At 56.0% G+C, this 12,582-nt stretch carries 8 protein-coding genes; 3 read left to right on the top strand and 5 right to left on the bottom strand.

Annotation, left to right across the window (positions count from 1 at the left end; translation table 11 throughout):
* Positions 1 to 137: 137 nt before the first annotated feature.
* From SMB34_RS13605 to SMB34_RS13615, 3 genes are read left to right on the top strand one after another with little or no spacing between them, the layout of a single operon-like run.
* Positions 138 to 881 (top strand): ImuA family protein, encoded by a 744-nt coding sequence (locus SMB34_RS13605; RefSeq protein ID WP_037990821.1) that lies wholly within the window; start codon positions 138 to 140, stop codon positions 879 to 881.
* Positions 811 to 2,439 (top strand): Y-family DNA polymerase, encoded by a 1,629-nt coding sequence (locus SMB34_RS13610; RefSeq protein ID WP_240478828.1) that lies wholly within the window; start codon positions 811 to 813, stop codon positions 2,437 to 2,439. The genes SMB34_RS13605 and SMB34_RS13610 overlap by 71 nt, the downstream gene beginning before the upstream one ends.
* A 1-nt stretch (position 2,440) precedes the next feature.
* Positions 2,441 to 5,782 carry an error-prone DNA polymerase gene (locus SMB34_RS13615; protein ID WP_037990828.1) on the top strand — a complete coding sequence of 1,114 codons (3,342 nt, stop codon included), beginning with the start codon at positions 2,441 to 2,443 and terminating at the stop codon, positions 5,780 to 5,782.
* A 64-nt stretch (positions 5,783 to 5,846) separates the two neighbouring features.
* Here the strand turns inward: SMB34_RS13615 and SMB34_RS13620 are convergent, their stop codons facing one another.
* From SMB34_RS13620 to SMB34_RS13640, 5 genes are all read right to left on the bottom strand, one after another.
* Complete coding sequence (locus tag SMB34_RS13620; protein WP_037990830.1) at positions 5,847 to 7,598, bottom strand: M14 family metallopeptidase; 1,752 nt, start codon at positions 7,596 to 7,598, stop codon at positions 5,847 to 5,849.
* A complete protein-coding gene (locus SMB34_RS13625; protein WP_007091389.1) occupies positions 7,595 to 8,449 on the bottom strand; it encodes an ABC transporter permease in 855 nt (284 codons plus the stop codon). The genes SMB34_RS13620 and SMB34_RS13625 overlap by 4 nt, the downstream gene beginning before the upstream one ends.
* 4 nt (positions 8,450 to 8,453) lie before the next feature.
* Positions 8,454 to 9,377, bottom strand: a complete 924-nt coding sequence (locus SMB34_RS13630; RefSeq protein WP_007091388.1) for an ABC transporter permease — start codon at positions 9,375 to 9,377, stop codon at positions 8,454 to 8,456.
* Between the two features lie 69 nt (positions 9,378 to 9,446).
* Positions 9,447 to 10,979, bottom strand: a complete 1,533-nt coding sequence (locus SMB34_RS13635) for an ABC transporter substrate-binding protein (protein ID WP_037990833.1) — start codon at positions 10,977 to 10,979, stop codon at positions 9,447 to 9,449.
* Between the two features lie 66 nt (positions 10,980 to 11,045).
* Positions 11,046 to 12,582 (bottom strand): dipeptide ABC transporter ATP-binding protein (locus tag SMB34_RS13640; RefSeq protein WP_037990836.1); only part of this gene is annotated, 1,537 nt, incomplete at its 5' end.

A 12,582-nucleotide genomic window follows, 5' to 3' on the forward strand; every position in this document is an offset into this window, starting at 1 on the left:
GCAAAACCCGATGCTCCTGGCATCGGGTTTTGTTTTGGCGCAATGACTTGAACCGTTCCTGACATTTTCCCGATCTTTGCTGCTTGACTCCCGTTCCCTCCTGACCACATAAAAAGAACAAATCAGGAACTTACATCATGTCGGACAGACGTCTTCATCTTGCCCGTGCTGCGTTGCAACGGGCCGAAAAACAATGGAAAGGACAGGTTGCCTGCCTGCCCGGCGGAACGGATCGGATCATGCGCCGTGCCTTTGGCGGGGTCGATCTTGCACATCATATCAGCATCGGGGGCATTGCCCCGGTGGGTCTGCATGAAATCATCTGCGGTCATGATGATGCCGCCGCCTCCATTCTGGCATGGTATCTGGCACGACTTTCCATCGGGGATCAAACAGGCAAAAGCCTGTTTTGGATTCGACAACGGCGCGCGATTGACCAAGGCGGGCTTTATCCGCTTGCGCTGCCAGCGACGGATATGCCGGTCATGATGGTGGTTGATCGGCAGGCCACCGCCCTTTGGACCTGCGAGGAAGCGGCAAAATCCGGACAGATCGTCAGCATAATTGTCGAAACCACGGATTATGACCTGACTGCGGCACGCCGCCTGCAACTAGCCTGCGAAGCCGGACATACGCGCCTGATTGCGATCCGGCATATGCGGTCCGATGGCAAAACCATCGCATCCAGTGCGCATACGCGGTGGCGGATAACGCCGGAAGCAGCGAAACATTCAACAACAGGCAACCGACACATACTCAGCCTGATCGGGGGACGCGGGGTTCGACCGGGCAGCTGGAGAATGCAAATTGATGCAACAACGTTTTCTTTATCTGTGGCTGACGCACTGGAAAACAGATTGCCACCGGATCGATATGCCTGAAACCGGGGATGATACCCCGCAAACCGCACCATCCCCGCAAACCGCACCATCCCCGCAACGGGAACCGGTCGTGATCACGCGAGCTGATCACAAGGGTGTGCTTGTCTGCGGCAGCAACAAGGCAGCACAAGCACGCGGACTTGCACCGGGCATGCGCCTTGCCGAAGCACGCAGCATATACCCGGCTTTGCGCGACCTTCCCGAACAGCCCGATCTTTATGAACGCCATCTGGCGCGTTTGATCCGCGCGATGGACCGATACAGCCCGTGGGTTGCCCGCGACCGGTTCTTGCAGGAAGCCGATCATAACCATACAGGTGATGCCGGATTGTGGCTTGAAATTACCGGCGGCAGTCACCTTTTTGGTGGCGAAAGTGCGCTTCTGGCGCTGGTTCTGCGCGATGTCAAATCACGTGGTTATGCTGGCCATGCCGCCATTGCCGATACGGCAGGTGCGGCATGGGGGGCGGCACGATGCCACCCTGCTGCCTTGGCTGATCAACGGATTTTAAGCCTGCCGCGCGATCATGATATTGCCGCCGGTTTTCCGATATCCGCTCTGCGTCTGGCCGAACAGGCACGTGTCACCCTGTTTCGGCTGGGGCTTAAACATCTGGGCGACATTACCCCGATGCCGCGTGCCAATATCACCACGCGCTTGGGGCCCGAAGTTTTGCAACGGCTTGATCAGTTTTATGGACGTCTGCCCGAACATCTGAATTTCAATTTGCCAGATCGGCCATGGCTGATCCGGCGCAGCTTTGGCGAACCGCTGGGCGATGCGGCCAATCTGGCGATTACGGTTGAAAGCATGGTAACGGAACTCTGCAACAATCTGGCGCAGGAAAATCTGGGTCTGCGCCGCATTATCCTGCGCTGTGTACGGGTTGACGGGCATACCCATACCATCACACTTGGTACCGGAAGCCCGTGCCAGTCCGCCCAACATGTGTTGCGATTGCTGTCTGAAAAAATGCCCGGTGTCGATACTGGTTTTGGCATCGAACAGGTGATTGTCTACGCCCCGTGGGTCGAACATGTGGCCTTTCGCCAGTCGCGCCTTGACCAGCAACAGGAAGAAACCACCGACCAGATTGCCCTTGCCCAGTTGATCGACCGGATTTCCCACCACCTCGGCCCGCGCGACATGCTGTTTCACCCCGGCCACCACGCCAGCCACTTGCCTGAACAGGCTTCTGTGCGACAGGCCGTTAACGCCCGGACATATCCGGCCAGACGCACCGACATGACATTGCCCAAACGCCCGGCACGCCTGATCGACCCGCCCGAACCGGTCGAAATCCTTGCGCGCGACACCAATGGCACGCCAAGCCGCCTGCGCTGGCGCAAAATGGCGGTCGACATCATCCATGCCGAAGGACCCGAACGGATTTGTCCGGAATGGTGGCAATGCCTTGATCAGGATGAATATGCCCTATCCCCCAAAACGCGGGATTATTTCCGCATCCGTGATCAGGCAGGCCGGTTGTTATGGGCCTTTCGCACCGGCACAACCGGGCAGGATATCTGGTCCATCCATGGATTATTCGGGGACTGACATGACCGATTTCCCCCTTCCCCAAACGACACCTGCCTATGCCGAATTACAGGTCAGCAGCAATTTTTCCTTCCTGCGCGGTGCCTCCCACGCCGAGGAACTAGTTCTTATGGCCGCGACCAAAGGATTGCATGCCATTGCGATAACCGACTGCAACACCTTGGCCGGGGTCGTGCGCGGCCACACCGCACATCAGCCCCACAGGGATCGGCTGAATTATATTGTCGGCTGTCGGCTTGATCCCGTCGATGGTCCGTCTCTGTTATGTTATCCGACGGACCGCACCGCCTATGCCCGGTTATGCCGGTTACTGACCCTTGGCAAACGTCGTGCGCCAAAGGGCGAATGCGAAATTTATCTGGCGGATATCATAAGCCACGCCGACGGATTGCTCTTCATCGCGGTTCCGCCACAAGTCCCCGATGACACCTTTCGCACGCAGTTGATCGCCCTTAAACGCCACTTATCAGGCCGTTTGTGGCTTGCCATCGGGCGGTTCATGGACGGGTTTGATAGCGAACGGCTGGCCTTTACCGAGGCGGTCGAGGCTGAACTTGCCATCCCCGCAGTTGTCACCAATGACGTGCACATGCATGTCCGCTCGCGCAAACCGTTGCAGGATGTCCTGACCTGTATTCGCCATCATTGCCGGATCGAGGATGCCGGATATCGGCTGTTTCCCAATGGCGAACGCCATATCAAAAGCCCGCAGGACATGGCGAAACTTTTCCCGACCCATCCCGAATGGCTGGCTCGCACGATTGAAATCGCCGATCAATGTCGGTTTTCCTTATCCGAATTACGCTATGAATATCCCGATGAAAATGACGGATCGGGTGAAGGCACGCAGGAACGCCTGACCCGCCTGACATGGGAAGGTGCTCATAAACGCTATCCCGACGGCATTCCCGACAAGGTCCGGGGATTGATCGAGGCCGAACTTAAACTGATCGACGAACTGGGCTACGCTCCCTATTTCCTGACGGTGCATGACATTGTCGCCTTTGCCAGATCGCAAAACATTCTGTGTCAGGGACGCGGATCGGCCGCCAATTCATCGGTCTGTTTCTGTCTGCATGTCACATCGGTCGACCCGGCCAAAGTGGAACTTCTGTTTTCGCGCTTCATTAGTAACGCACGGAACGAACCGCCCGACATCGATGTCGATTTCGAACATGAACGCCGCGAAGAGGTGATCCAGCATATCTATCAACGTTATGGCCGGGAACGGGCCGGATTGACGGCAACCGTGATTTCATACCGGTCGCGAAGCGCCATCCGCGATGTCGGCAAGGTGTTCGGCCTGCCCGAAGACACCATTATCAAACTGACCAAAACCATCTGGGGATCGGGCAGCAAGGGCGCGCATGATGAAATGATGCGCCAGTCGGGCATTCATCCAGATGAACCGCGTCTGAAAGCCGTTCTTGATCTGGCAGGCGAACTGACCGGGTTCCCCCGCCATCTGTCCCAGCATGTCGGTGGCTTTGTCATCACTCGTGGCCCGTTATGCGAACTGTCCCCGATTGCCAATGCCGCGATGGAGGACCGCACCACCATCGAATGGGACAAGGACGATATCGATGCGCTGGGCATCCTCAAGGTCGATGTGCTTGCCCTTGGAATGCTAAGCTGTATTCGCAAGGCATTCGATGAATTGAGAAACCACAAGAATATCGATCATGATCTGGCAACCCTTCCCAAAGAAGACGGGCGGGTTTACGACATGCTGGAAAAAGCCGACAGCATCGGCACATTTCAGGTCGAATCTCGCGCGCAAATGAGCATGCTTCCACGATTAAAGCCGCGCAGCATCTATGACCTGACCATTCAGGTTGCCATTGTCCGTCCCGGCCCGATCCAGGGCGGCATGGTCCATCCCTTCCTGCAACGGCGCATGGGGCGCGAAAAGGTCGATTACCCGTCAAAGGAACTCGAAGCCGTTTTAAAGCGCACCTGTGGCGTACCGCTGTTTCAGGAACAGGCCATGCAGATTGCCATCGTGGCTGCCGGCTATACTGGCGGTGAGGCCGATGAATTGCGCCGTGCCATGGCAACCTTTCGCCGCACGGGAACGATTGGCGCGCATCGCGACAAATTCATCAATGGCATGCTGAAAAACGGATATGCCGCCGAGTTTGCAGAACGCTGCTTCAAACAGATCGAAGGCTTCGCCGATTACGGCTTTCCCGAAAGCCATGCAGCCAGTTTTGCCATCCTTGCCTATGCGTCATCATGGCTTAAATGCCATCATCCCGATGTGTTTTTATGCGCCCTTCTGAACGCGCAACCGATGGGGTTTTATGCCCCGGCGCAACTGGTTGCGGATGCCAAAAATCATGGTGTCCGAGTGCTTGAAATCGATATCAATCACAGTTTCTGGGACAATCATCTGGAACGGGAACTGGGCCGCGCCAGCGGTCATCTTTCCGTCCGGCTGGGCTTCCGCCAGACCAAGGGGTTCGGGCAGTTCGATGCCCTGTCCCTGATCGCAAACCGCCCGACCGGCGGATTTCAGGATATCTTTCTGATGGCGCGCCAGACCGGGCTATCACCCGCCGCGCTTGAAAAACTGGCCGAAGCCGATGCGTTTGGCTCCCTTGGCCTGTCCCGGCGCGAAGCGTTGTGGGCCGTCCGCCGGTTTGGCAAGGGGCGCAAGGCCCCGGCGGCCCTGCCCCTGTTTGAAGCTGCCCAGAATTTCAACCACAATATGGGCGTTTCCGCCGAATTCGGGCCCGAAGCCCCGGTCAACTTGCCAATCATGGGACCGGGCGAAGAAATCATCGAAGATTACGCAAGCCTGCGGCTGTCGCTTAAGGGGCATCCAATATCGATGCTGCGCGATGCCCTGTCCGCAGCCGGGGTGTGCAAGGCGACCGATCTGGTCAATTTCAAGAATAACGAACGGATCAACCATGCAGGACTTGCCATTGTCCGCCAGCGGCCCGGCACGGCATCGGGGGTTGTTTTCATCACCCTTGAGGATGAAACAGGCATCACAAATCTTGTGGTCTGGAGCAAGGTAATGGAACAGTTCCGCCGCGAGGTAATGACCGCAACCGTCCTTGGCGTATCAGGCAAGCTTCAACGCGAAGATGGTGTCACCCACATCATCGCCGATAAACTGGTCGACCTGTCGGGGATGCTGCAAAGCCTGACAGATAACACCCGCATTGCACGCGCCAATAACGCCCATCCCCGCAACCTGCGCTGGGCCACACCCGCAGCAGGACCATCCGATCAAACCAGCCCCGTCCCCCAAAACCTTGATCAACTTGAACAACGCCACGGCAAACAGCAAAACACATCACGCCTTAAGGTCGATAGCCACGATTTCCATTAATCCCTCAAACGAAAACACCCCGGCATTTGCACCGGGGTGTTTTGCAAAAGACCGACATGATCGATCAATCTTTATCAATGTTCTGCCATGCGTCATAGGCGGCAACAACCGTTGCCATCTGCGCAGTATGGGCCGCGATGAAGGCATCGCCATAGATCGTTTCATCGGGATATTCGGTAATCAGGGTCAGCGGCACGTCATGACGATCATCAATGGAAATCATACACGGGAAACCATTGATGATCCGAAAACCGGTTTCACCGGCATGAATGCGATACAGATCAATCTGTGCCGCGTTGAATGCCAGAAGCCCCGGAATGGCGGCAAGTTTTCGGGTGACCTGATCGATAAAGTTTTCCGCCCGTTCCGACCATTCATCATGATGACGCATGATCAGGAAGAACCCCTTTGGCAGGGTCCACATGCCAAACCCGCGCGGAACATATCCCGAAAGCGGCCGGGTCCATTCATGGCAGGGATAGCCATGCAGATTGACATGCAGGCTTGCCCCGCTGATGGCACGCGCCCGTACCCGGATTTCCTTTTCATAAAGGCCATCACCGCTGCGATATTCCATGTCATCGCCAAGCGCTGTATAGCGCGCCGCGTGATGCATATGGAACGGGTTATCAACAATCAGGCGCTGATGAAGGGCATAACCATCCGGATTTTCCAGCGGTGAAATCGTGAAATGTGCCCCATCACGTTTCGCCAGCTCCAACGCCCCGCGAAGCGCGCCCGCAACACCGGAAATCTCGTTGGGATGCTGCCCGCCACTGATCATGACCGGCAAATCCGTCCCCTTGTGATAGCGCGCATTCAAAACACGCCCGGACCGCGACGTCGCATGGAATTCTTCGCCGCTGATCCCGTCAAGCTCTGCGCGGATTTGCGCAACCGTCAATGGGCGGGTGGCGTGATCAATCTGTTGCATCTCACCCGCTGTCTCGTCTTTTGACAGGGGGCGTAACTCAACCGTGACCCGGGCGTCACCATCACCGGATACCTGACGGATTTCCGGGACGATCTGCCCCGGCTGCAATCCGCGATCACCCAGCGGGCGGCCCGATTTGACCTGAAAATATTCCAGCAGCGAGAAATAGAAATCCTCGTGCAGGGCTTCATGCAGGCTCAGAACCTCGTGACCATGGGCGATCTTCTGATCATGCCCCGGCAGATCAACCGAGATATTCAGTTCTTCGAAATAAGGTTCCTGATCGCCCCAGTCATAATCGGCAATGGCCGCCATGGTTTGGGCAAAAAGCGCCTCATATTCGGTTTCAGTCCGTTCATCGCGGACAATCTGACCATCGGCATCGATAATCCGCACCCAGCCGGTCGGCGACAGGTGGGTTTCATCAACCACATCCTGATGCACCCGGTTTGGCGCAAAAACTTCGTGACGGGTTTCAACCCCATCTGATCCGCGCAGGATCACATCATAGGTACAATCGCAACGATCCGATGCCTCAAACGTGATCAAGGCTGGCGTAACCAGGGCCGCCAAGGGATAGGTTTCAAGCAGGAAGCGATTATCCGCCGCATTTTGATGGCGCGGATAACGCACCGTGATATTGGCAATGCCTGATTTTGCCTGATCAATATCTTCAAGGAAGAAATGCAAAAGCGGCTTATAGGAACTACGAATGCGCGCCTTGATCCCCTGCTGGGCCAACTTTGCCTCGGCCGCGGCGCGGGTTTGGGCATCTTTAAACAACCATGCCTCAATAAGCTGTCCGGGGCGGGCGGCCTTGACGATTTCATCAATCAGGTTTGGAAGGGTCGGCGCAAAGGTGGTGGCGAAAATCTGTGTCATTTGGACGTCCTGCCTGTGGGGTCAAGGCTATCGCGCAGCCAGTCGCCCAGAAGGTTCAGGCCAAGCACGGTCAAAAGAATGGCAAGCCCGGGGAAAACCGATACCCACCAGGCATTCTGCAAATAGGTCCGCCCATCGGCCAGCATCCCGCCCCAGCTTGGGATCAGGGGGTCAACCCCCAGCCCAAGGAAGGTCAGGCTGCTTTCAAGCAGGATGTTGGTCGCAACATTAAGCGTCATCAGAACAATCACCGGCCCGATCAGGTTGGGCAGAAGGTGACGGAACAGGATATGAATATCGCGCACGCCAATCGCCTTGGCCGACTGGATGAATTCCCGATCCCGTAGTGACAGAACCGATCCCCGCACCAGACGGGCATATTGCACCCATTGCGCAATGATCAGCAGAATGATCATGTTGGTCAGTCCACCGCCGATGATCGCGATAAAGGTGATCGCCAGCAAAATGAACGGCAATGCAAGCTGCACATCGGCAAAGCGCATCACGATCATGTCCCAGAAACCGCGATAATATCCCGATATCAGGCCCATGATCACACCAATGACAACCGCCCCGGCAACGGAAAGCAAACCAACCTGAAGCGATATTTTGCCGCCTGAAACCACACGTGCCAACACATCACGCCCGAGCGGATCGGTGCCAAAAATATGATCGGCATTGGTAAACGGCGCGATCAGGCGGGCCGAAAGATCAATCTTGTCCGCGCCGCCAGGAAACAGCAGATCGGAAAACACGACCAGAAAACAGATGCCACCGGTCAGAACAGCCCCCAGAACGAATTCAAGATTTTTAAAACGCGCAAACCGCGCCTTGGTTGCAGTGGTCGCCATGGGGTTACTCCGTCCGGATACGTGGATCAATCAGGCCATAGGCAATGTCGACAAGCAGGTTCACCCCGACAATCATGATCGACAGAACCGTAATCACAGCCTGTAAAACCGGATAATCACGTGCACCAACAGCTTCGAATGCAAGCGTGCCCATTCCCGGCCAGTTAAACACCAGCTCAACGACAACAATCCCGCCCAGAAGGTTGCCAAACTGCAAACCGAAATAGGTAACAAGCGGGATCGCACAGTTGCGAAGCGCGTGTTTATACAGCACGACATTCTCGCTAAGCCCCTTGGCGCGCGCGACCATGATGTATTGCGACTGAAGGGTTTCCAGCATCGAGGTCCGCACAAGCCGCACATTGGTCGCGGTCAGGATCACCCCCATGGTGATGGCTGGCATGATGAAGTTCTCAATCCCCGTCATGCCACTTGGCGGCAGAAGCCGGAAAGTAATCGACAGCAACAGCACCAGCATGATCGCCAGCCAGAAATTCGGGAATGACAACCCGACCAGCGACAGGATGCGAATGACCTGATCGGGCCATTTGCCACGCGAAATGGCGGCCTTGATCCCCAGCGGGATCGAAATCACGATCGACACAAACATCGATGCAAACGCCAGCATCAGGGTTGCGGGTAACGCATTGCCAATCAGGGTGGAAACCTGCGTTCCGCCAAGGAAGGATCTACCGAAATCAAGGCTGAAAAGCCCCAGCATGAAATCGGCATACTGAACAAAAAATGGCTGGTTCAAACCAAGGGATTCACGAATACGTGCAAGGTCTTCCTCGGTGATGCTGCCGGCCCCCTGGCTTAACATCAGCGCCGGGTCACCCGTCAAACGGATGGCAAACGAGACAATCAATGTCACCGCGACGACCACGAAAATCGCCTGCAAAAGGCGTTTGATCAGAAAACCAGCCAAAACACTTGTCCTTTAAAGAAATAGGCATGAAAGCCGCCCGGCATCTGTCCGGGCGGCTTTCGTTTCACATCAGTCGACAGTCACTTCCGTCAGGCGCAGACGGCTGTCGGGAACCGGGGTGAAATTCTTGACGCGCTTGGAAACCCCAAAGATCGCATTGAGGTTATAAAGCGGCATTTCCAGCGCGCGATCAGCGGTGTAATGCGCGATCGACTGCAGGATTTCTTCACGTTTGGCACGGTCGGTAATCGCACGCTGGGATTCCAGCAGCTTGTCGAGTTCCGGGTCGCTGTCATACGGGTTCCACTTTTCGCCCGTGTGATACATGAAGTAAGCGGTGTTATCATAATCAAGCGTCCAGCCGCCCCACGACTGCTGGAACATCGCACCGGTTTTACCCGCCGGAATGATGTCATTAAGCAGAACGTTGGTTTCATAAGGCTTGATCGTCGCGTTCAGGCCAATCACCTGAAGGTAGCTGGCAACGGCCTGGGCAACTTCGTTAAAGGTTGCGTCATTGCCGCGAATGTCGATCTGGATTTTCGTGCCCGGTGCAACACCGGCTTCTTTCAGAAGCGCCTGTGCCTTGGCCGGATCATACGGCAACGGTTTCATCGAAGGGTCATTGCCAAACGACAATTCACCCTGGAAACTTGCAATCGGGGCTGCCTGACCACCAAGGATCGAGTCAATGATCGCCTGACGATCCACACCGTAAATCATCGCCTTACGGACTTTTTCATCCGCCGTGATGCCATTGCCGGTGTTAAAGCGAAGCGCATAAACCGTCGGGCTTACGGTGGTGACGATATCGATATTTTCGTCTTCTTCAATGGTCGGGATCATGCCAATCGGAATGGTCGGCGGAATGACAAGGTCAACGTTTCCGGCCTGAAGTTCCGCAACCGCGGTCGACGGTTCACTGATGAAGCGATACTTGATGGTCGAAAGTTTCGGCGCACCGCCCCAATGATCAGCATAGGCTTCAAGTGTCAGACCAACTTTCGGCTCATAGGAAACCATTTTGAACGGACCGGTGCCGATCGGATGGGCGTTGAAATAATCTTCGCCTTTTTCCGCGATATATCTCGGCGGAACAATCATCGCACCATAACCGGCAAGCTTGGTCAGAAGCACCGGATCCGGCTGGGTCAGATGCATATCGACGGTGTTTTCGTCAATAACTTCGACCGATTTGATCGCGGCATAGTTTGACCGCTGCGGCCCTTTTTTGCCTTCATCACCCATCAGGCGATCAAAGGTGAATTTGACCGCTTCGGCATTGAACGGCTCGCCATTCTGGAAGGTCACGCCTTCGCGCAGATGGAAACGGATGCGCGTGCCGCCATCAAATTCTTCCCATGATGACGCAAGTCCCGGAACAAGTTTGGCATCCGGCCCGCGATAGGTCAGACCGTCATAAATATTGGTCGCAACCGACGACCAGTTGACCAGAAACGTATCGACCGGGTCCCAGCTACCGGGGTCCTGTGGTGATGAAATGGTCAAGGTGCCTTCGGCATATGCCGGCGCAGTTGCCATCAGGCCGCCCGCAAAGGCAAGAGCCATCAGCGCACTGCGCATTCCCTGTTTTTTCGTCATGTTATTTTTTCTCCGTTGTTGGTGGCTTGGCGCGAGGGGAGACAAGGCTTGCGACCCAAGGGCCGCTTAACGTGCGTCGGCGACAAAGTGACCGGGCGCAATTTCGCGATGGGCAAGAATGGCCGGTTCATCACCGACCCGACGGATCGGGCTTGGAATTTCACCATCCATCAGGATGCGGTCGCGCACGATTGTGGGGTCGGCGACCGGCACGGCACTCAGAAGCCGCTGGGTATAGGGATGTGTCGGCGTTTCAAGAACCTGCTGGCGCGATCCAAGTTCGGCAACCTGACCAAGGTAAAGGACGGCGACCCGGTGGCTCATTTTTTCAACCACCGCCATGTCATGGCTGATGAACAGATACGCAAGCCCGTGTTCTTCCTGAAGCTCCATGAACAGATTGATGATCTGCGCCTGGATCGACACATCAAGGGCCGAAAGGGCTTCGTCGGCGATGATCAGCTTGGGATTGGATGCCAACGCGCGCGCAATGCAGATACGCTGGCGCTGACCACCGGAAAATTCATGCGGGTAACGGTTAGCATGGGCCGATGTCAGGCCGACCCGCTCCAGCAACTGGTCAACCCGCGCAGCAATCTGTTTTTCACCGTCAATCAGTCGGTGCGTGCGGATCGGCTCGGCAATCGAAAAGCCGATTTTCTTGCGCGGATCAAGGGACGCAAACGGATCCTGAAAGATATACTGGATCTCCTGACGCAGGCGCTGCTGTTCGCCTTTGCCCATGTCACTGAATGCGCGACCTTCGAAACTGATATTGCCCGCCGTTGCCTTTTGCAATTGCTGGATCGTGCGGCCAATCGTCGATTTGCCCGATCCGGACTCCCCGACAAGCGCCAGCGTTTCACCGCGATAAATATCGAAACTGACATTCTCGACCGCATGCACACGGTGGGAAACCCCGCCAAACAGGCCCTTTTTGATATCAAAGCGCGTTACCAGATCACGCACCAACAATAACGGGGCCTCGTCGTAACGTGCGGTATTCTGGATATGCTCCGTCCCGACCAGACGCGGCGTATCGCCATCCATCATCGTCACCGGGAACCGTTTGGGGAATGCTTCGCCCGTCATGCTGCCCAGTTTCGGAACTGCGGATAGCAATGTCTGGGTATAGGGATGGGCCGGATTGGCAAAAATATCGGCAACCGTGCCTTCTTCGACCTTTTTGCCCTTCCACATGACGACAACATCATCGGCAACCTCGGCAACAACCCCCATGTCATGGGTGATGAAAATCACCGCCATGCCAAGTTCCTGTTGCAGATCACGGATGATGGTCAAAATTTGCGCCTGAATGGTCACATCAAGGGCCGTGGTCGGTTCATCCGCAATCAGGACCTTGGGCCGACAGGCAAGCGCCATGGCAACCATGACGCGCTGGCGCATCCCGCCCGAAAGCTGATGGGGATACCGCCCCAGAAGTTCCTGCGCATCGGGCAGCCGCACCATATCAAGCAGCCGTTTGCTTTCAACAAGCGCATCGGGCTTGGACATGCCTTCATGCAGCATCAGGGATTCCGCAATCTGATCGCCGATGGTGAAAACCGGATTCAGCGACGTCATCGGTTCCTGAAAGATCATC

Source organism: Thalassospira permensis NBRC 106175 (assembly GCF_000714555.1).
Classification (GTDB): domain Bacteria; phylum Pseudomonadota; class Alphaproteobacteria; order Rhodospirillales; family Thalassospiraceae; genus Thalassospira; species Thalassospira xiamenensis.

Excerpts from the sequence above, each read along its gene's own strand:
- SMB34_RS13635 (WP_037990833.1), bottom strand. The coding sequence starts at position 10,979 with ATGACGAAAAAACAGGGAATGCGCAGTGCGCTGATGGCTCTTGCCTTT.
- SMB34_RS13615 (WP_037990828.1), top strand. The coding sequence starts at position 2,441 with ATGACCGATTTCCCCCTTCCCCAAACGACACCTGCCTATGCCGAATTA.
- SMB34_RS13625 (WP_007091389.1), bottom strand. The coding sequence starts at position 8,449 with ATGGCGACCACTGCAACCAAGGCGCGGTTTGCGCGTTTTAAAAATCTT.
- SMB34_RS13605 (WP_037990821.1), top strand. The coding sequence starts at position 138 with ATGTCGGACAGACGTCTTCATCTTGCCCGTGCTGCGTTGCAACGGGCC.
- SMB34_RS13620 (WP_037990830.1), bottom strand. The coding sequence starts at position 7,598 with ATGACACAGATTTTCGCCACCACCTTTGCGCCGACCCTTCCAAACCTG.
- SMB34_RS13610 (WP_240478828.1), top strand. The coding sequence starts at position 811 with ATGCAACAACGTTTTCTTTATCTGTGGCTGACGCACTGGAAAACAGAT.